25 protein-coding genes are annotated in these 14,738 nt (G+C 68.9%); 4 read left to right on the top strand and 21 right to left on the bottom strand.

Annotated features, from left to right (window positions below):
- Positions 1-70: 70 nt before the first annotated feature.
- The 20 genes from ACFWA7_RS37435 to ACFWA7_RS37340 form a co-directional block, all read right to left on the bottom strand.
- Positions 71-697 carry a hypothetical protein gene (locus tag ACFWA7_RS37435; RefSeq protein WP_385827610.1) on the bottom strand — a complete coding sequence of 209 codons (627 nt, stop codon included), beginning with the start codon at positions 695-697 and terminating at the stop codon, positions 71-73.
- Entirely contained in the window at positions 694-1,575 is an 882-nt protein-coding gene (locus tag ACFWA7_RS37430) for a hypothetical protein (RefSeq protein ID WP_385827608.1), read from the bottom strand. Before ACFWA7_RS37430 ends, ACFWA7_RS37435 begins: the two co-directional genes overlap by 4 nt.
- Positions 1,572-2,438 (bottom strand): PD-(D/E)XK nuclease-like domain-containing protein, encoded by an 867-nt coding sequence (locus ACFWA7_RS37425; protein ID WP_385827606.1) that lies wholly within the window; start codon positions 2,436-2,438, stop codon positions 1,572-1,574. The genes ACFWA7_RS37430 and ACFWA7_RS37425 overlap by 4 nt, the downstream gene beginning before the upstream one ends.
- The gene (locus ACFWA7_RS37420; RefSeq protein WP_385827604.1) at positions 2,435-2,722 is read right to left on the bottom strand and encodes a hypothetical protein; all 288 of its coding nucleotides are present in this window, start codon (positions 2,720-2,722) and stop codon (positions 2,435-2,437) included. Before ACFWA7_RS37420 ends, ACFWA7_RS37425 begins: the two co-directional genes overlap by 4 nt.
- Positions 2,723-2,835: 113 nt before the next feature.
- Positions 2,836-2,988 (bottom strand): hypothetical protein, encoded by a 153-nt coding sequence (locus ACFWA7_RS37415; protein ID WP_385827602.1) that lies wholly within the window; start codon positions 2,986-2,988, stop codon positions 2,836-2,838.
- A complete protein-coding gene (locus ACFWA7_RS37410; protein ID WP_385827600.1) occupies positions 2,988-3,239 on the bottom strand; it encodes a hypothetical protein in 252 nt (83 codons plus the stop codon). Before ACFWA7_RS37410 ends, ACFWA7_RS37415 begins: the two co-directional genes overlap by 1 nt.
- Positions 3,236-3,712 carry a hypothetical protein gene (locus ACFWA7_RS37405; RefSeq protein ID WP_385827598.1) on the bottom strand — a complete coding sequence of 159 codons (477 nt, stop codon included), beginning with the start codon at positions 3,710-3,712 and terminating at the stop codon, positions 3,236-3,238. Before ACFWA7_RS37405 ends, ACFWA7_RS37410 begins: the two co-directional genes overlap by 4 nt.
- Before the next feature lie 126 nt (positions 3,713-3,838).
- Positions 3,839-5,380, bottom strand: a complete 1,542-nt coding sequence (locus ACFWA7_RS37400) for a DNA methyltransferase (RefSeq protein WP_385827596.1) — start codon at positions 5,378-5,380, stop codon at positions 3,839-3,841.
- Positions 5,381-5,917 (bottom strand): hypothetical protein, encoded by a 537-nt coding sequence (locus tag ACFWA7_RS37395; protein ID WP_385827594.1) that lies wholly within the window; start codon positions 5,915-5,917, stop codon positions 5,381-5,383. It abuts the gene before it with no gap.
- Positions 5,914-6,306, bottom strand: a complete 393-nt coding sequence (locus ACFWA7_RS37390; RefSeq protein ID WP_385827592.1) for a hypothetical protein — start codon at positions 6,304-6,306, stop codon at positions 5,914-5,916. The genes ACFWA7_RS37395 and ACFWA7_RS37390 overlap by 4 nt, the downstream gene beginning before the upstream one ends.
- 47 nt (positions 6,307-6,353) lie before the next feature.
- Complete coding sequence (locus tag ACFWA7_RS37385) at positions 6,354-6,638, bottom strand: hypothetical protein (protein ID WP_385827590.1); 285 nt, start codon at positions 6,636-6,638, stop codon at positions 6,354-6,356.
- Positions 6,631-6,891, bottom strand: coding sequence for a hypothetical protein (locus ACFWA7_RS37380; protein ID WP_385827588.1), 261 nt, complete (start codon positions 6,889-6,891; stop codon positions 6,631-6,633). The genes ACFWA7_RS37385 and ACFWA7_RS37380 overlap by 8 nt, the downstream gene beginning before the upstream one ends.
- A 100-nt stretch (positions 6,892-6,991) precedes the next feature.
- The gene (locus ACFWA7_RS37375) at positions 6,992-7,243 is read right to left on the bottom strand and encodes a hypothetical protein (RefSeq protein ID WP_385827586.1); all 252 of its coding nucleotides are present in this window, start codon (positions 7,241-7,243) and stop codon (positions 6,992-6,994) included.
- Positions 7,240-7,623, bottom strand: coding sequence for a hypothetical protein (locus ACFWA7_RS37370; RefSeq protein WP_385827584.1), 384 nt, complete (start codon positions 7,621-7,623; stop codon positions 7,240-7,242). The genes ACFWA7_RS37375 and ACFWA7_RS37370 overlap by 4 nt, the downstream gene beginning before the upstream one ends.
- On the bottom strand, positions 7,620-7,856 hold the full coding sequence (locus ACFWA7_RS37365; protein WP_385827582.1) for a hypothetical protein: 237 nt from the start codon (positions 7,854-7,856) through the stop codon (positions 7,620-7,622). The genes ACFWA7_RS37370 and ACFWA7_RS37365 overlap by 4 nt, the downstream gene beginning before the upstream one ends.
- The gene (locus ACFWA7_RS37360; RefSeq protein ID WP_385827580.1) at positions 7,853-8,089 is read right to left on the bottom strand and encodes a hypothetical protein; all 237 of its coding nucleotides are present in this window, start codon (positions 8,087-8,089) and stop codon (positions 7,853-7,855) included. The genes ACFWA7_RS37365 and ACFWA7_RS37360 overlap by 4 nt, the downstream gene beginning before the upstream one ends.
- Positions 8,086-8,676: a hypothetical protein gene (locus tag ACFWA7_RS37355; RefSeq protein ID WP_385827578.1), complete on the bottom strand. Its 591-nt coding sequence runs from the start codon at positions 8,674-8,676 to the stop codon at positions 8,086-8,088. The genes ACFWA7_RS37360 and ACFWA7_RS37355 overlap by 4 nt, the downstream gene beginning before the upstream one ends.
- Entirely contained in the window at positions 8,673-9,083 is a 411-nt protein-coding gene (locus ACFWA7_RS37350; RefSeq protein ID WP_385827576.1) for a hypothetical protein, read from the bottom strand. Before ACFWA7_RS37350 ends, ACFWA7_RS37355 begins: the two co-directional genes overlap by 4 nt.
- Before the next feature lie 104 nt (positions 9,084-9,187).
- Positions 9,188-9,505 carry a hypothetical protein gene (locus ACFWA7_RS37345; RefSeq protein WP_385827574.1) on the bottom strand — a complete coding sequence of 106 codons (318 nt, stop codon included), beginning with the start codon at positions 9,503-9,505 and terminating at the stop codon, positions 9,188-9,190.
- Positions 9,492-9,707, bottom strand: a complete 216-nt coding sequence (locus tag ACFWA7_RS37340) for a helix-turn-helix domain-containing protein (RefSeq protein ID WP_385827572.1) — start codon at positions 9,705-9,707, stop codon at positions 9,492-9,494. The genes ACFWA7_RS37345 and ACFWA7_RS37340 overlap by 14 nt, the downstream gene beginning before the upstream one ends.
- Before the next feature lie 246 nt (positions 9,708-9,953).
- Here ACFWA7_RS37340 and ACFWA7_RS37335 point away from each other — a divergent pair, with 246 nt between their 5' ends.
- From ACFWA7_RS37335 to ACFWA7_RS37325, 3 genes are all read left to right on the top strand, one after another.
- Positions 9,954-10,451 (top strand): helix-turn-helix domain-containing protein, encoded by a 498-nt coding sequence (locus tag ACFWA7_RS37335; protein ID WP_385827570.1) that lies wholly within the window; start codon positions 9,954-9,956, stop codon positions 10,449-10,451.
- Positions 10,452-10,594: 143 nt separating this feature from the next.
- Complete coding sequence (locus ACFWA7_RS37330; protein ID WP_385827568.1) at positions 10,595-10,777, top strand: hypothetical protein; 183 nt, start codon at positions 10,595-10,597, stop codon at positions 10,775-10,777.
- 74 nt (positions 10,778-10,851) lie between these two features.
- The gene (locus ACFWA7_RS37325; protein ID WP_385827566.1) at positions 10,852-12,144 is read left to right on the top strand and encodes a tyrosine-type recombinase/integrase; all 1,293 of its coding nucleotides are present in this window, start codon (positions 10,852-10,854) and stop codon (positions 12,142-12,144) included.
- 94 nt (positions 12,145-12,238) lie between these two features.
- Here ACFWA7_RS37325 and ACFWA7_RS37320 read toward each other — a convergent pair whose 3' ends face one another.
- Positions 12,239-13,495 carry an acyl-CoA dehydrogenase family protein gene (locus tag ACFWA7_RS37320; RefSeq protein WP_385827564.1) on the bottom strand — a complete coding sequence of 419 codons (1,257 nt, stop codon included), beginning with the start codon at positions 13,493-13,495 and terminating at the stop codon, positions 12,239-12,241.
- 214 nt (positions 13,496-13,709) lie between these two features.
- Between ACFWA7_RS37320 and ACFWA7_RS37315 the strand changes: the two genes are divergently transcribed.
- Positions 13,710-14,360, top strand: coding sequence for a TetR family transcriptional regulator (locus ACFWA7_RS37315; protein WP_385540158.1), 651 nt, complete (start codon positions 13,710-13,712; stop codon positions 14,358-14,360).
- Positions 14,361-14,738 lie beyond the last annotated feature (378 nt).

The raw sequence follows: 14,738 nt of genomic DNA, 5'->3' as shown, positions 1-14,738 counted from the left end.
CCTCTTGGGTGTGTTTCGGTGGTGGGGGGGCCCTTATTTCGGGCCGCCCCCCCCCCCCGAACGGGATGGGCTAGAACGGCGGGTCGGTCGGGTCGGCGCCGAGGGTGATTGCGGTGATCTGCTTCTCGATGTCGCCGGTGAAGTCGGCGCCTACGTGCTTCAGGGCGAAGGTGATCGTCTGGCCCACACCCTGGGCGTCCCCTTTACTGAGGAGCGCGGCGGCCAGGTACTCGGCAAGAACCCGGCGGACCGGCTCAGGGACCTGGCCGGTGATGTCGGGCTTCGTTGCCCATGGGTCGCTGGCAGGGACGGCGGAGTCGGGGGCCTGCCAGGCGGAGCGTGCGTCCCAGCCGTCGTCGGAGAGCCGGGCGTCGATGGCGTCGTCCATGTTGCAGTCGGCCATGTCGAGGGCCTTGGCGAGTTCGAGCCCGGCCTTCCACCGGTTCGGTTCCCGACTGGCGAGGGCCTTGGCGATGTGTGTGGAGACGAGCTTGCGAACGTCGTACTCGCGACCGCGCAGCAGCCGGAGCGCGTCCCGCATGTCGGCGGTCCGGGTTGCCTGCTCCTCGTCGCGGGCGAGGGTGGCGTGGACCTGGGCTGCGGCCAGCGCGTGCGTCGGGTCGCCCTCGGGGGCGAGGAACTCGCGGGCGGCCACCTTCAGGTGCTCCTCGGCTTCGGTGCGGTGGTTGATGCTCACGCGGCACCCGCCGTCTGGTTTGCAGCCGCGGTGCGCAGCCTGCCGACGAGCTCGCGGATGGCGTTGGCGGACACGTCGTCGAGGGGTGCGCCGAGCGCCTCGTAGGCGAGGAGGTCGATGTCGCCGGTGATGCCCTGCTCGTTGGCGAAGGCCCGGAGTTCCTGAACGGCGGTCGCGTGCTCGTCGTCGGCGTTGGCGTCGACGTCCACCACGTCCGAGGTGTCCGTCCGCTGAGCCTCGGCGGTCGGGGCGGTAAGTGCGGCGATGGACAGTGGTGTGCGCTGCGGTCGAACGAAGTCGCCGGTCACGTACCCGTCGAGCTCCTCGGCCGCATACGGCATGCCATGGAGGGCGTCGGAGGCGACGAGGCGGCAGATCTCACCGGTGGCCCGGTTGATCAGCATGGTCTTCGGCTGCTTCTTCCACTGGTCCTTGTTGAGCAGGCCCAGCTGGCGGGCGCGGTCGATGTCCCACTCGACTTCCTGCCACTTGTCGGCGCCCTTCCGGCGACCGCGCATCTTGCAGTAGGAGGCGGTGGATTCGAGGAGCTCGATCTCGTGCCCCTTGGACTGGAGCAGGCCGCGCATGGCGTGTGCCCGCAGAGCCGGCTGCCCCTGGATGACGTCGATGGACTTGAGGGAGGTCATCGGCTGGATGCCCAGCTCGTGTCCAGCGAGGATCACGGCAGTGACCTCGTCGGGCTTGCCGCGGTACGCGCCGGCCAGGCTGGTGGTGGCGATGTTCGCGGAGATCTGGGAGATGGCGATGGCGTCGCGGGCCCACGCCTCCAGCTCCGACTCGGTGGACGGGCTGGCGTTGAGGTGGGCGACGACCGCTGCGGTCTCTTCGTCGCGGGTGGCGATCTCGTTCGAGGTCACTTCAAAAACTCCTCGGCTTGGCGGATGGTGGCCCAGCTCGGCATTCCGATCTGGGGGATGGTGTCGACGGACCCGGTCCAGTCGGGCCATTCGTCGTTGGCGACGCAGTCGCGGTAGATGCGCAGGGCGGTCTCGTTGCGCCCGCGGCCGATGTCCTGGTCCTGGTCGGACAGCTCGCGGACCGTGATCAGGTAAGGGGCCTTCTTGGACTGGAAGGCGAAGAAGAACCGGGCGCCTTCGGGGGCGAGCCCTGCGGCCTGAACACCGTCGACGTAGAGGGCGCCCTGCTGGTGGTAGCTGTACGACTCGATGGCCTTACTGCACGCGTCGGGGCTGGCGTCGGTCGTCGTCTTAAGGTCGACGATCACGGTGATCTCTGGCTGAACGATCAGCCAGTCGGGGCGGACCCGGCAGCGGACACCGGTAGCCGGGTCGGTCCAGTAGATCGACCGCTCGGGGATGCCCATGCCAGGGGCGAAGAGCGGGCCGGCGTCCTTGTGGCGGCGGATGGCGGCGGCCATCTCGTCGACCTGCTTCTCCTCCTTCGGCAGGAGCGGCACCTTGCCTGCGGCGTAAGCCTCGTCGCGCTTGGTCTGGGCTTCCTTCTTCTTCCAGTCCGGGTAATCGAGGACGACGATGTCGTGCCCCTCCCCCAGCACCGCCGTGTGGACGGCGTTGCCGAGGTCGAACTCCTTCTTCGGCGGCCGCGGGTTGTCGCGGTCGTACTTGAACTGGGCGGGGCAGCCAGGCGCGAGCAGGGCGCGCAGGCCCGACGAGGAGACCGAGGTGCGGTCCGCGTGGTAGTCGTCGGCGGACAGGCCGTCGATGATCTGCGGGGCTTCGGCCTCAACGGCGGCGGTCACTGGGTCAGCCCCTGCGCGGTGTTGTCGATGATGCGGGCGGCGTCCTCGCAGCCGGGGATCGTGCGGAGCTTGTCGGCTTCCTTGCGCAGGACGTCGGCGGCGTAGGCGTCCATGAGGCGCCGGGCGTTGTCGTTGAGGTGGCCGCCGTCCTCCAGGGCGCTGCGCAGTTCCCCGGCAGGAGTGCAGTCCTCGCAGAGGCCGTCTCGGGTGAAGGGGCCGTCCTCGTCATTGCAGTCGGTGCACCGCAGTGGCGCGGCGCCTTTCGCGGGGCTGTCGTTGCTCATGTGCTGCTCCTGAAAGGTGTGTTGGACCAGGCCCGCCCCGGGCGACGGGGGCTGGTGGAGCGGGCCTGGCATCGGCCGGAGCCACGGGGCTCGACGGCCGGTCTGGGGTGGGGTTAGAGGAGGTCGTCGAGGATGAACTCGCCGAACCAGACGAGGACGGCGACGACGATTGCGGCGATGAGCGCCCACGAGCCGTGGTGGCTGGCCGCCCAGGTGATGCCGGCAGCGGCGGCGCCGAGGAGTAGGCCGATGAGGAAGCGCGCCATCAGTCGTCGTCCTCACAGTCGTCGTGATCGTGGTGGACGGTCTTCACCGGCGTCGGCTTGGTCTTCGGCTTCACGGCCTTGGGCTTGGCGGGCTTGACCGGCTTCGGCTTGCTGGTGGTCATCGCCGCCGGTGCGGCCTGCCCGATCGGGGCCGGTGTTCCAGCCCCGTCGCAGTCGGTGTTGTCCGTGCAGCCGGTCAGCAGCAGGGCAGAGACGGCGGCCAGGGCCGCGAGCGTGGCGCGGGCCCTCATGCCGCGTCCAGCGGCGTCTCGGTCCACTTGCCGCCCGGGACCGTTCGATACACCCGCATGGCGGGGACCCGCCAGCCCTTGCCCGCGCTCTCCTGGAGCTCGGCGATCCACCGCTCCCGGGCTTCCTCGTTGTCGCAGGTGATGACGTAGCCGTCGGTGCACAGCACGCCCCACAGCCGTGCGTCTTCGATGCGCTTGCGGGACTCGTCGACGTGGTCGTTGTGCAGGTCGCAGGCCTTCTCTCCGCCGACTTCCTCGTACCAGGCCTCGACCGTCGGCAGGTGCTTGCGGTAGAAGGCGCGAAGGTCGGACAAGTCCTCTGTGGCGGCCTGGAGTTCAGGGGATTCGAACCTGGGGCTGTAGTTGTCGGCGGCGTAGAGGAAGCCTTCGATGTTGACCTTGGAGACGAAGCACTCGAACTCCATGAAGTCGTACTCGGACATTCCCGTCTGGGCGATGAGATCACTGGTCACTGGGGTACTCCTGAGATGATCGGGGTGGGATGCCCCGCCACTTCGCCTGGCGGGGCGTTCAGTTACTTGGCGGTGGGGGCCCTGCCGTGCCGGGGCCAGACGTCATCCGCGGCACGGCGGGCCGGATCAGGGAAGGACGCCGAACAGAGTCGGCTCGATGGGCCTGGACAGCCGCACCACACACAACTCGGCGTGCGGGCGTTCACGCTCAATCCCGATAGCGGTGAAGCCCTCGATGACGGCCGCTTCGAGCGTCGTGCCACTCCCAGCGAAAGGGTCGAGGATCCGGCCGCCGGGTGGCGTGACCAGACGGATCAGCCAACGCATCAAGTCGAGCGGTTTGACCGTGGTGTGCGCGGTTCCATCCGCGAGGCGGGGACGCTCGGACGCGGGCGCCTTGGCCTCGTACCGGAAGACGGGGAAGAACCGGGAGGCGCCGCCGGAGTCGAGGACGGTTCGTTCGCCTCGGGTTCCTGTGGCGCCGCCCATGTAACCGACGCCTGCGCGGTTCGCGGGCCGCTCTCCTGCCTTCCGGATACCACTCTGTGCGTCCATCTCGGCGACGGGGCACCCGGTCTGGCAGTCCCCACCGTCGACGCAGTCGGGCCCGTGGCCAAGGAGCACGTTTGTCGGCCACCGGCCCGCGGTGTGTGCGGAATCCTCGCGGGCGCCGGTCCACGCGCCGTAGGCGTCGCCGTTGCGGGGGCTGTCGATGCCGACGACGGATGCGCACTTCTCGCGGTAGTCCTGCCCGGCCGCGGTCCGGCAGCTGTCGATGTTCAGGGCGCCGGTGCCGTACAGCAGAACGTTCGCAACAGTCGATTCGTAGCCAGTCGACTTGCGGGCCAGGACAATCGGCTCGTGCGCTGGCTTCAGGGCCGTGTTCCAGCCCTCCCACTGACGGGCTGCGTCGGACGACGGGGCGGTAACACGGTCGTCCCCGCTGTAGTCGCCGAACAGGTGATCGCTCTTGCGTGTGGGGGCGTTGCGGGTGCCGATGACCTCGCGCAGCGTCCAGGCCTCGCCCGTAGTCCCCTTGCGACCGTTCAGCTCCGCAACGACCGGGCGTATCTCCGTGTCGTCAAAGCCGAGTTCGTTGCGGAGCCGGTCCCACTGCTCGGGCCGCGGAACTATCGCCGCCTTGCCCTGGGTGGTCCACAGCCCGCCCATTCCGCTGTAGCCAAACAGGGCATCGATCTGCCGGTTTGTCCACCCGGCCGCGTCACGGGCCGCGGCCAGCCACGCCGTTACTTGCAGAACCTGCTGTCGGTCATCGCGCCGCTTATCGATGCACTTATCGCGCCGCTTGTCGATGCACTTGGCGATGTCCTGGCCCTTGGGAAACCCCGACCCGTAGATCCAGTGCAAGGAGTCGCGGATCTCGAAGCCGGCGTCCTCGATGGCGACGGCCATCCGGTGGTAGGTGCGGGTGCCGCCGAACGCGAGTAGGTGCCCACCTGGCTTGAGGACCCGCCAGCACTGCCGCCACACGTCGACGTTGTAGGCGATCCCGGAGGCATCCCACCCCTTGCCCATGAAACCCAGTTCGTAGGGCGGGTCGGTGACGATCGAATCGATGCTGGCATCAGGCAGCGCAGGCAGCACGACTCGGTTGTTGCCGAGGTAGAGCGCAATCCCGGCGTCCGTGTCCTCGAAATACGGGTCCATCTACGCCACCTCCCCTGCGGTCGATCGGGCGACCGAACTCGGGATGCCGGCCGGGTCCGCGTCGCCCGGCACCATGGCGATGGGCGCGACGGGGATGACGGGCCCGTGTGCGTTGAGCGCGTCCCACAAGGTGGTGACCCTGACGCCGATCGGATCGGTGGGCTGGTCGTCGGGGTCGATGTCGCGGTGCGCGGCCGGAACGGTGAGCGCCTGCGCGTTGGCGAGCTGGGCACGCAGCGCCGTGTTCTCCGCCGCCAGCTGGTCGCGTTCGGCGGTCATGTCGTCGAGGTCGGCCTGGGCGCAGACTGCGACCATCTCCGCCTCGGCGGCGCGCTGCGTCGCCTGCTGCCAGGCGGCGTACACGTCGGCCCGGTCGGCGAGCAGCTGCTCGAAGTAGACGTCGGCTGCCTTCCGCCAGTTGAGCTGTGCGGCGTTGCCGGCCTGGCAGGCGGCGAGCTGCCGCTGTGTGGCCCGGAGTTGGCCGTCCGCGCTGTGGCGGGCCTCACGGCGGCGCAGGCCTGGAAGGGCGAGGCTCATGACGCCGCCTCCGAGTCGTCCTCGGGGCCGCACTGGCAGTCCTCTGGGTCGGCGCCCTGGCCGATGGCGCAGGCACAGTGGACGTCGCCGAGCGGACCGCTGACGGTCTCGCCGTAGCAGCGGTCGCACTGGCCCGGCCGCCATTCCTCGGCGTCAGCAGCCTCCCGGTCGTTGCAGTCGTCGCAGCCGCAGTAGTCCCATGAGCCGTCGATGAACTCAGCCTGGCACTCGTGGCCATCCGAGGTCATCGCGGCCTCTTCGGCCTTCTCGCGTTCCAGCGCTTCGCGTTCGTCGGCGGCGTCGAGGGCGAACTCGGCGTCACGCTCGTACTCGGCCATCTCGCTGGCGGACATCACGTCCGCGTTGGTCATGTCGTCGTAGTCGGACATGGGTCAGTCCTCCGGGGTGTGGTCGCGGCGGGCCGCGTCGGCGGCGGTCATGCGGGCACCTCGGGGGTCTGCTTGAGCGCGGCGTTCTCGGCACGCAGTCGCATGACCTCGGCGTCCAACTCGCCCACCTGCCGCTCGGCGATCGCGAGGCGGGTCGCGAGGTCCAGGGCGTTCGCGTCGATAGGGGTCTGGCACACCTCGCGGCGCCGCGCCCGGATGTGCCCAGGGACCGCCGGGTCGCTCAGCAGGAGGCTGAGCAGCGCGGCCGCGTTCGCGAAGCGGGTCGCACGGTCCTCCCAGCCCGGGCAGAAGGGGCAGTTGCGGCTACCCACGGTCCGCGCCCTTCGCGGGCTTGACCCCGGCGGCCTCGTACCAGGCCGCGAACTCAGGCAAGCCCATGCCGGGCTCGCTCCCGTCGACAGCAGCCTGCATGGCGGTCGCGGCAGTGAGGGCGAGCGTCGCGTGGACCTGCGCGGCGGCGGCCAGGGCGGCGCTCTTGACCAGGTCCACGCCGTCGCCGTAGATGTAGTGGTGGGCGCGGTCGGTGAGTCGCTCGGCCTCGCGGTAGTGCTCGGGTCCGGTCATGAGGTTCCCCCAGTGGGTTCGGTGGTCCAGAGGTGGTGGCCGAGGCGGATCAGCCCGGCAGGCAGGGCGGCTGTTGCAATGTCCAGGAGCAGGGCGCGGATCATGCGGCCACCGCCTTCGCGCGACCGGCGGTGTAGCGCACGTAGTCCCGGGGCTTCGCCGTCCGGGCCCGCACCGACGCCAGGCCCTCCAAGAACCCGGCCAGCGCGGCGTCCGACTCCATCTGCCGGAACTCCCGGTAGCCGTCACCGCCCGTCGCGGCCACCGTGCAGCCCGACGTGAACCCGAACATGAACAGCAGCGGATCCTCGGACTTCTCTGAGCGCTGCTCGGCAATGTCGAAGGTGGTCACGCCGCCACCCCCAGACCGGCCGGAAGGTCAACAACGGCGACGGCTGCCGACGTGAGCGCGGCAACTACCTGGTCGGCAGTGCGGTCCTCGTGGTCGCCCCAGTCGGCGATCCGCTCTTCCGGGTCGTCGTCGACGACCGGGGAAGAGATCCTGCTGGACAGGAACCAGACGGCTTCCTGGTACAGGTCGTCGCACTGGTCGAAGGCGTCCGGCGGAACCGGCTTGCCCGTGATGGCCTGAGAGAGGGCGCCGAGCGGGTCCATCACCGGCAGCGTCCCGGCCGGTCCCCGATAGGTGACGAAGGTCCCCTTCAGGAGGCCGTTCGCACGGATCGAGTCAGCGGCCTCGGAGAACACGGCCGCGAGCTCAGGGTTGTTCATGACGCCCCTCCATGGGTGCGCTCGGTCTTGGGTGCGTAGTCGCGGCCCCGCAGATCGGGGTCGATGTCCAGGAACTGGTGCCAGCACTCGACGTGCGCACCATCCGGATTGGGCTGCGCAGCGTGGGCGCGGGCGGAAATCTGGACGATCTCTGCCTCGACGTCCGCCAGCGGTACGTCCCAGTCGCTGCGACTACGCGGCGGGAGACCGATCGGGTTCGGGTCGATGCTCATCGCGTGCTCCCAGACCAGGAGTTGAAGAGGTAGTAGCGGCCGTTCTCCGGCCCGCACGCGCGGAGCAGCCCCTGACGGGCCAGCAGCGCGAGGTCGTCCTTCGCGGTCCGACGATGCGGCACGTCGTGCCCGTGCTGCTGGTACAGGCGTTGCACGAGGCCGGACGTCCACCGCAGCGACGGCTGCTGAAGCGCCGCGTCATGGAGGATCTGAAGACGGTCACGGGCGCTCATGACGTCACCGCCTGACGGGCCGCGTCGTACACCGGCGTCGTCCTGAACTCGCGCCGATACCGCCAACTCGGAGACGTCGCCCTACTGTTCTCGCGCCACTCGATCGGGCCGTGGCACCTGCGCAGCGGCTTGTGGAACCACTCCCGGCAGAACGCCGTAACACCACAGTCCGGGCAAGCCACCAGCGGGCCGACCTTCACCCCGCTGCGCCGCGCCTCAAGCGCCTCCTTCAACTCGAAGCGGTCCGGGCGCCGGAACTCCAAGTCCGCGCTGATCGTGTCGGCGCCACTCAACGGGACGTCCGACCAGTCGTCCTCGTAGTAGCCAAGGGCCCGGTCCTGGTTCTCCGCGTCGACCCAGATCACCTTCGCGACCGTCTCGATCACGACCACCGGATAGCTGCGCTCCTGCACACCCCAGGCGTCACGCGGCAGTGCCGCATCCAGCAGCTCCTGCACATCCCAGTCGGGCTCGGCCGGAGTCAGACGCGGCCACCGGCGGTTCAGGTAGGCGTGGTCACCGGAGTGGCCAAGGTCGCGGTCGCACTCCTCGTAAGTACCGTCAGGCTTCGGGTCTGCGCACTTCATGACGCACCGCCCATGAGCTGCTCGGCGAGCGTCGCGATGTCCGCGAGCAGCGCATACGGCACCGGACGCGACCTGTCAGCCAGCGACCGGAACTCCGCCAGCCGCTCCCGCAGAGCCGCACGAGGGGCACGCTCCCGCTCGAACCGCGCCAGCTCCTCCGCGTCATTCACCTGCGCGGACCAGTACGTGTAGAACAGGACGTCCAGCGCCGACTCGCGCTCCGGCTCCTTCAGCCAGGACCACGCGGTACGGCCGATGTCCTCCGTGTCGAACTCGCTCGGACGCGTCGCCGCCAGGTGCTCCTCGGCCGCGTCGAACACGATCTGCCACGTCGGAGCGACCACCGTCTCAGCAGCCAACTCAGCGAACGTGGTGATCGGATCGGGGTTTTGCGAGAATGTGGACATGGTCCACGCTCCAGTTCTCTGGGATCTCGGTGTGGATCACGCGGCCATCGGCCGCAGTGGCCCCGGCTGCCGGTGTAGGGCCGGCGGTTGGGGCCGCATGCCGCCTAGGCGGCGGACTTGGCGTACCGGCCGGGTGTCAGCTCGCCGTTCGCCAAGACCCATCGGATGTGGGCGGACGTCATGCGGGGCGACTTGCCGATGTACGTGAAGGGGACGCGGCGGTCCTGCATCGCCTCGACCACCCAGTTTTCGGTCTTTCGCAGGAGGTCCCCCGCTTCGGCCGGCGTGTAGCACTGGAGCTCGGGGTCAACGGGCCGCATCTGCTGGGTCAGCGCCTCCACCGCGACGGCGAGGCGCTCGATGAGGGTGTCCAGGGCGGGGGGCGTTTCTTCGGGGGCGTGGGCCAGGTCAGTCCTGGTCACGAGGCTTCTCCCTTGTGATGGCTTCAATAGGCACTTTCAGGCGCTTGGCGATCCGGGTCAGGGTTTGCACTCCCGCCCCTTGCTGTTCCGTCTCAATGTGCGAGAGGTAGCCGGGGTCCCGATCGATGAGGTGTGCGAGCCGTCTCAGGCTCAGTCCGCGCAGTTCACGGAAGGCTCTGATTGCGGCTCCGTTCGGTGTCACGACACCTAAAGTAAGTGGGGTGGAGCGGCATTGCAAGGTGTTGCGCCGGATTAATTAGGTGTTTAGCCGTCTTTTCTAGGTGCCCGCTGGGGCACTGGGTGCCGTGCGACGGGCGCGCAGCGGGCACCACGTGCGCCGGGAGGCGCTTAAAAAGGCAACAAAAGTGAGCGGCGTGCACCGATCGATACAGGTCGTTTACGTGTAGCGATGGGTGCGTGTTGCCTGGGGCTCAGGCATGATGAGCGCATGCTTTGGGACTGGGCGCGCCTGGCCGCAGCCATCGTGGCGCGGCGCGACGAGATGGACTACACCCAGGTCGGCCTCGCGGAAGCCGCCGGGGTCAGCGAAGCGACCGTCCAGAACCTGGAGTCCGGCCGGGAGAGGAAGCGCCTGCCCAGCTCCCTGCCGAAGGTCGAGCAAGCTCTCGGCTGGGCGCCCGGATCAGGAGAGGCCGTCCTGGCCGGCGGAGACCCCACGCCGCAGCCGCGAACCCAGGCAGCCCCGCTCGAATCTCCGGCCCTGCCGCTGCGCATTCAGCAGGAACTTGCGGACGGTTCGCTTTTGGACACGACGGTTCTCGACCTGACTCCCCTCGGGTCTGAGGCGAAGATGATCGTCGTTGTCAAGGGCAAGCCTGACGCGAGCCCTGAGCAGATCCGCCGGGACCTGCTCGCCTGGGCGAAAGCGCAGCATCTCCTACAGAACCTCGTTGACGGCGGCGAGTCGACCGACGCTGCCAACTAGCTGCCACATTCAGTTCGTTCAGTCACTCCGCCCCCTGCACATGCAGCCTGCAAGTGTGATGTCATGTCCTGATACCGACGAGAGGGCCACACTCGGATGGTTTTGGGGGACCAGTGCGAGCGATGGTTCTTCGTACAACAGGCATGCCGCACGGCGCGCGCGCGTGGGCGCTGAGATGTAACGGCCGCAAGGTCCTGGTCGTCGATGTCGGCCGGATGACCGAAGTTGAGGTGGAGATCCTCAGGAAGCAACTCGACGACTCCCCTGAGGGCGATTGGCCGGAAGTTCGACACCTTCAGGAGCTGCTCACCGGTCTCGCCGGGTGAGCAGCTAGTCGCCGCGCCTGCATGGCCGCCCCCAACGGCCCGCAGGCAACGGTCTAACGCAGCGAGGTCACTCGATGGCATACGCCGAGAAGCGCAGCTGGGACAGCACACTCCGCAAGTGGCGATATCGGGGCCGGTACAAGCTCCCCAACGGGAAGTACGGCTCCATCGCCCGCGACGACAACGGGAACCCCTTCTATACGGAGCGGTCCGCCGAGCAGTACGCCCACGGCCTTGAGACTGACGTCCGCCGGAAGACGTTCATCAACCCCCGCGACGGGAGGACCACCGTTGCGAAGTGGGCGAAGACATGGCTGCCGTCCATCGATGTCGGGCCGCTCAGCGACAAGGAGTACCGGCTCCGGGTGAAGAACCACATCATCCCGGAATGGGGCACAGTCGCCGTCGCCGACCTGTCCCCCACGGGCATCTCCACCTGGGAGAAGGGACTGCGCCAGCAATACTCCAAGAACTACGCCGACTCCATCATGTCGACATTCCGGACGATGATGGACGACGCCGTCAGGGAGAAGCTCCGCGCCGACAATCCCATCGCCACCCGCACGTCGGGGCGACGGGGCAAGTACAAGCCGAAGCCCAAAGACGAGAAGGTGATCGCAACACCCCGACAGGCCCTGTTGATTGCCCGCAACGCGCTGGAGATGCGGGGGCCCAACGAGTACGCGATCGTCCTGACGTCGGCCTACACCGGTCTGCGGATTGGCGAGCTCGCCGGCGTACACCGTGACCAGCTAGCGCTCAAGGACGCTGGCGAGGGTGCCCGCCTGCACTCGGTGCAGCAGAGTCAGTACGTGAACGGCGTCTTCACCGAGATCGACAACAAGTACGACTCCGGGCGCGGACTGATCCTGCCCCCCTTCCTTGCCCGGCTGCTCCAGCAGCTCCTGGACTCACGGCCGAAGAGCGAGTGGGTCTTCACCGCACCGAAGGGCGGGCGGCTCCTGCGTGGTGGCGACTGGTACACCGAGACCTGGCATCCGCTGGTGTCCGGCCGCGCTCCGCGTGGCGTTGTCCGTGGGGCACGCGCCCGGGCCGGCGTGCGCCCCGTGCTCGGCGTCGAGGGCCTGACGCCCCACGGGCTGCGTCACTCGCAGAAGGTCTGGCTCGATGAAGGGAATCACCCTAGGGTTGCGGTAGAGGCGCGGATGGGGCATGTGCTCCAGGGCGTCGAGGGCACGTACTCGCATGTGACACTGGCGATGGAGCTGGCGATCGCCGAGTACCTCCAGGGGCTCTGGGAGGACTCGTTGAAGGTCGTCGTGGACCGCCGGGAGTTCGGCCCGTTTCCCGCCTTGGAACCTCCCCGGCGGAAACGATCTCCCAAAGTTCTCCCGCAAGCTGCATGATCTTGCGTTGGACGCAGCAGACCGCCCTCCCGGCGATGTTGGGAGGGCGGTCTTTTGTGGATCGCTCTACGCGTGTTCCGCTGTGCAGATGTGGCTAGCGGATCGGCATGCCCGAGAGCGTGCGGGCGATCACCAGGCGCTGGATCTCGCTGGTCCCCTCGAAGATCGTGTAGATGGCGGCATCGCGGTGCATGCGCTCCACCGGGTACTCGCGGGTGTAGCCGTTGCCGCCGAGGATCTGGATCGCCTGCCCGGTGACCTTCTTGGCGGTCTCGCTCGCGAACAGCTTGGACATCGAGCCCTCGGCGGAGGTGAAGGGCCGGCCGGCCGTTGCCATCCAGGAGGCGCGCCACACCAGCAGCCGGGCCGCGTCGATCTGCGTACGCATGTCGGCGAGCTGGAACGCGACGCCCTGGTTGTCGATGATCGGGCGGCCGAACTGCTCGCGGCCCTTGGCGTATTCGAGTGCGTAGTCGTACGCGGCGCGGGCCGTGCCGACCGCCATGGCGCCGACGGCCGGGCGGGAGGCCTCGAAGGTGGCCATGGCGGCGTTCTTCACCCTCCCCCAGCCTTCGGCCGGGGGGACCCCCACGCCGCCGCCCGCCTTCGCCTTCTCGCGGGCCCGGGCGAGCCGCTCGTCCAGCTTCTCCTTGCCGCCGAGCAGGCAGTGCCCGGGCACCCGGACGTCTTCGAGCACGACCTCGGCGGTGTGCGAGGCGCGGATGCCGTGCTTCTTGAACTTCTGCCCCTGGGACAGGCCGGGGGTGCCGGGCGGCACGATGAAGGAGGCGTGCCCCTTGGAGCCGAGCTCCGGGTCGACGACCGCGACGACGACGTGCACATTGGCGATGCCGCCGTTGGTGGCCCAGGTCTTGGTGCCGTTGAGGACCCACTCGTCCTTGGCCTCGTCGTACACGGCCCTGGTCCGCATGGAGGCGACGTCGGAGCCCGCGTCCGGCTCGGAGGAGCAGAAGGCGGCGACCTTCACGTCGTCCACGTCGCCGTACATCTGCGGTATCCAGGTGCCGATCTGCTCCTCGGTGCCGTTGGCGAGGACTCCGACGGCGGCGAGGCCGGTCCCGACGATCGACAGGGCGATGCCCGCGTCGCCCCAGAACAGCTCCTCCATGGCGACCGGGATGCCGAGACCGGTCGGGTCGAAGAACTGTTGGGCGTAGAAGTCCAGGGAGTAGATTCCGACCTTGGCGGCTTCCTGGATCACCGGCCAGGGGGTCTCCTCGCGCTCGTCCCACTCCGCGGCGGCGGGCCTGACGACGTCCTTCGCAAACCCGTGCAACCAGTCCCTGACCTGCTTCTGGTCGTCATTGAGTTCCATCGTGAACTCGGCCATGTCCCCTCCACCACTTCCCGTGCCACAGACAGGCGTTACTTGCGGTAACGGCAGTATGTTACTGACCGGTAGAGCCTGTCAACCGACCGTCGGCCGATCAGCGCGGGACCTGGCCGGAGTGTTACGTTGCGCAGGCATTCCGGATGGCGGAACACGTCGGCGGAACCACGCGAGACGTAAGACGCAGTACGAGTACGGGCGGGGAGACGAAGCCATGGAGACCACACACCAGGCCGATCAGCAGCGGACGTCGGCCGAGAGCCGTCGGCGGGAACTGCTGGAGGCGGCGGACCGGGTGGTGCTCCGGGACGGCCCCAAGGCATCGATGAACGCGATCGCCGCGGAGGCCGGGATCACCAAGCCGATCCTGTACCGGCACTTCGGGGACAAGGGCGGGCTGTACCGGGCGCTGGCGCAGCGCCACACGGACGCCCTGCTCGCCGCGCTGCGGGCGGCGCTGGACGCACCCGCGGAGCGCCGCGAGCGCGTGGAGGCCACGCTGGAGACGTACCTCGTGGCGATCGAGGCGCGGCCCCAGGTGTACCGCTTCCTCATGCACCCCGCGGAGGAGACCAGCGGCGGCGAGCACGCCGGGTTCGACGTGGGCCGCCACTCGGCGCCGCTGCTGCGGCGGATGGGCGAGGAGCTGGGCATCGTGATCGCCGAGCGGATCGACCTGGGTCCGGGGAGCGAGGCGCTGGCGCGGGTGTGGGGCCACGGGATCGTCGGCATGATGCACGCGGCGGGCGACTGGTGGCTGGGCGAACGCCCCTGCTCCCGGACGGAGTTGGTACGGGGCCTGGCGGACCTGCTGTGGGGCCGCCTGGCAGCGGCGGCGGACCGGGTGGGCGGGCCAGGCTTCTAGGCCCCGCCCCGCCCCTTCCCGCTGTGACATCTGCGGCTCCGCCGCGTGGCCCCCGGGGCGGGGGCCCCTGTTCGCCTGCGGGTCCGGCGGGGGCTGCTCGCGCGGTTCCCCGCGCCCCGTTTGGGCCCGGTGTTTTGCCTGCGGGCCGACTGTGGTTGCTCGCGCAGTTCCCCGCGCCCCGTTTGGGCCCGGTGTTTTGCCTGCGGGCCGACTGTGGTTGCTCGCGCAGTTCCCCGCGCTCCTGTTGGGCCCGGTGTTTTGCCTGCGGGCCGACTGTGGTTGCTCGCGCAGTTCCCCGCGCCCCTTAGGTAACTCCAGTCCCTCCGGCGTGCGAGGAGCGGCACCCTGGCACATTCAGCCCCTCCGGCGTTTGAGGAG

The organism is Streptomyces sp. NPDC059994 (assembly GCF_042737755.1).
GTDB lineage: Bacteria > Actinomycetota > Actinomycetes > Streptomycetales > Streptomycetaceae > Streptomyces.
Note: the sequence above shows the minus strand (reverse complement) of the source record. Positions and strands in the feature narration are given on the sequence as shown.

Bases quoted from the DNA above. Each gene is read 5' to 3' on its own strand.
- ACFWA7_RS37315 (WP_385540158.1), top strand. From the start codon at position 13,710: ATGGAGACCACACACCAGGCCGATCAGCAGCGGACGTCGGCCGAGAGC.
- ACFWA7_RS37370 (WP_385827584.1), bottom strand. From the start codon at position 7,623: ATGAACAACCCTGAGCTCGCGGCCGTGTTCTCCGAGGCCGCTGACTCG.
- ACFWA7_RS37350 (WP_385827576.1), bottom strand. From the start codon at position 9,083: ATGTCCACATTCTCGCAAAACCCCGATCCGATCACCACGTTCGCTGAG.
- ACFWA7_RS37390 (WP_385827592.1), bottom strand. From the start codon at position 6,306: ATGTCCGACTACGACGACATGACCAACGCGGACGTGATGTCCGCCAGC.
- ACFWA7_RS37360 (WP_385827580.1), bottom strand. From the start codon at position 8,089: ATGAGCGCCCGTGACCGTCTTCAGATCCTCCATGACGCGGCGCTTCAG.
- ACFWA7_RS37420 (WP_385827604.1), bottom strand. From the start codon at position 2,722: ATGAGCAACGACAGCCCCGCGAAAGGCGCCGCGCCACTGCGGTGCACC.
- ACFWA7_RS37400 (WP_385827596.1), bottom strand. From the start codon at position 5,380: ATGGACCCGTATTTCGAGGACACGGACGCCGGGATTGCGCTCTACCTC.
- ACFWA7_RS37355 (WP_385827578.1), bottom strand. From the start codon at position 8,676: ATGAAGTGCGCAGACCCGAAGCCTGACGGTACTTACGAGGAGTGCGAC.
- ACFWA7_RS37325 (WP_385827566.1), top strand. From the start codon at position 10,852: ATGGCATACGCCGAGAAGCGCAGCTGGGACAGCACACTCCGCAAGTGG.
- ACFWA7_RS37410 (WP_385827600.1), bottom strand. From the start codon at position 3,239: ATGAGGGCCCGCGCCACGCTCGCGGCCCTGGCCGCCGTCTCTGCCCTG.
- ACFWA7_RS37395 (WP_385827594.1), bottom strand. From the start codon at position 5,917: ATGAGCCTCGCCCTTCCAGGCCTGCGCCGCCGTGAGGCCCGCCACAGC.
- ACFWA7_RS37330 (WP_385827568.1), top strand. From the start codon at position 10,595: ATGCCGCACGGCGCGCGCGCGTGGGCGCTGAGATGTAACGGCCGCAAG.
- ACFWA7_RS37335 (WP_385827570.1), top strand. From the start codon at position 9,954: ATGCTTTGGGACTGGGCGCGCCTGGCCGCAGCCATCGTGGCGCGGCGC.
- ACFWA7_RS37380 (WP_385827588.1), bottom strand. From the start codon at position 6,891: ATGACCGGACCCGAGCACTACCGCGAGGCCGAGCGACTCACCGACCGC.
- ACFWA7_RS37365 (WP_385827582.1), bottom strand. From the start codon at position 7,856: ATGAGCATCGACCCGAACCCGATCGGTCTCCCGCCGCGTAGTCGCAGC.
- ACFWA7_RS37415 (WP_385827602.1), bottom strand. From the start codon at position 2,988: ATGGCGCGCTTCCTCATCGGCCTACTCCTCGGCGCCGCCGCTGCCGGC.
- ACFWA7_RS37320 (WP_385827564.1), bottom strand. From the start codon at position 13,495: ATGGCCGAGTTCACGATGGAACTCAATGACGACCAGAAGCAGGTCAGG.